At 65.5% G+C, this 348-nt stretch carries 1 pseudogene; it reads right to left on the bottom strand.

The window, feature by feature from the left end:
- Window positions 1-348 (bottom strand): annotated as a pseudogene (locus HMPREF3115_RS32835) (lysine transporter); the annotation flags it as partial.

Below are 348 nucleotides of genomic sequence, written 5' to 3' on the forward strand. Positions count from 1 at the left end.
CCAGTATTCGGCCTCGCCGAAGCCGCGCACGGTCAGCGCGTTCAGCAGGAACATCACGCCGAGGAACGCGGCGCTCCACCAGACGCCCGGTACGTCCGGGAACCAGTAGTGCATCACGAGCTGCGCGGCGACCAGCTCGACCGCGATCGTCACGGCCCAGTTGTACCAGTAGTTCCAGCCGAGCGCGAAGCCGAAGCCTTCGTCCACGTATTTCGCGCCGTACGTCGCGAACGAGCCCGACACCGGCATGAACGCGGCCATTTCGCCGAGACTCGTCATCAGGAAGTACACCATCAGCCCGATCAGCATGTAGGCGATCATCGCGCCGCCGGGGCCGGCCTGCGAGAT

It is taken from the genome of Burkholderia sp. HMSC10F09, assembly GCF_001806955.1.
GTDB lineage: Bacteria > Pseudomonadota > Gammaproteobacteria > Burkholderiales > Burkholderiaceae > Burkholderia > Burkholderia multivorans.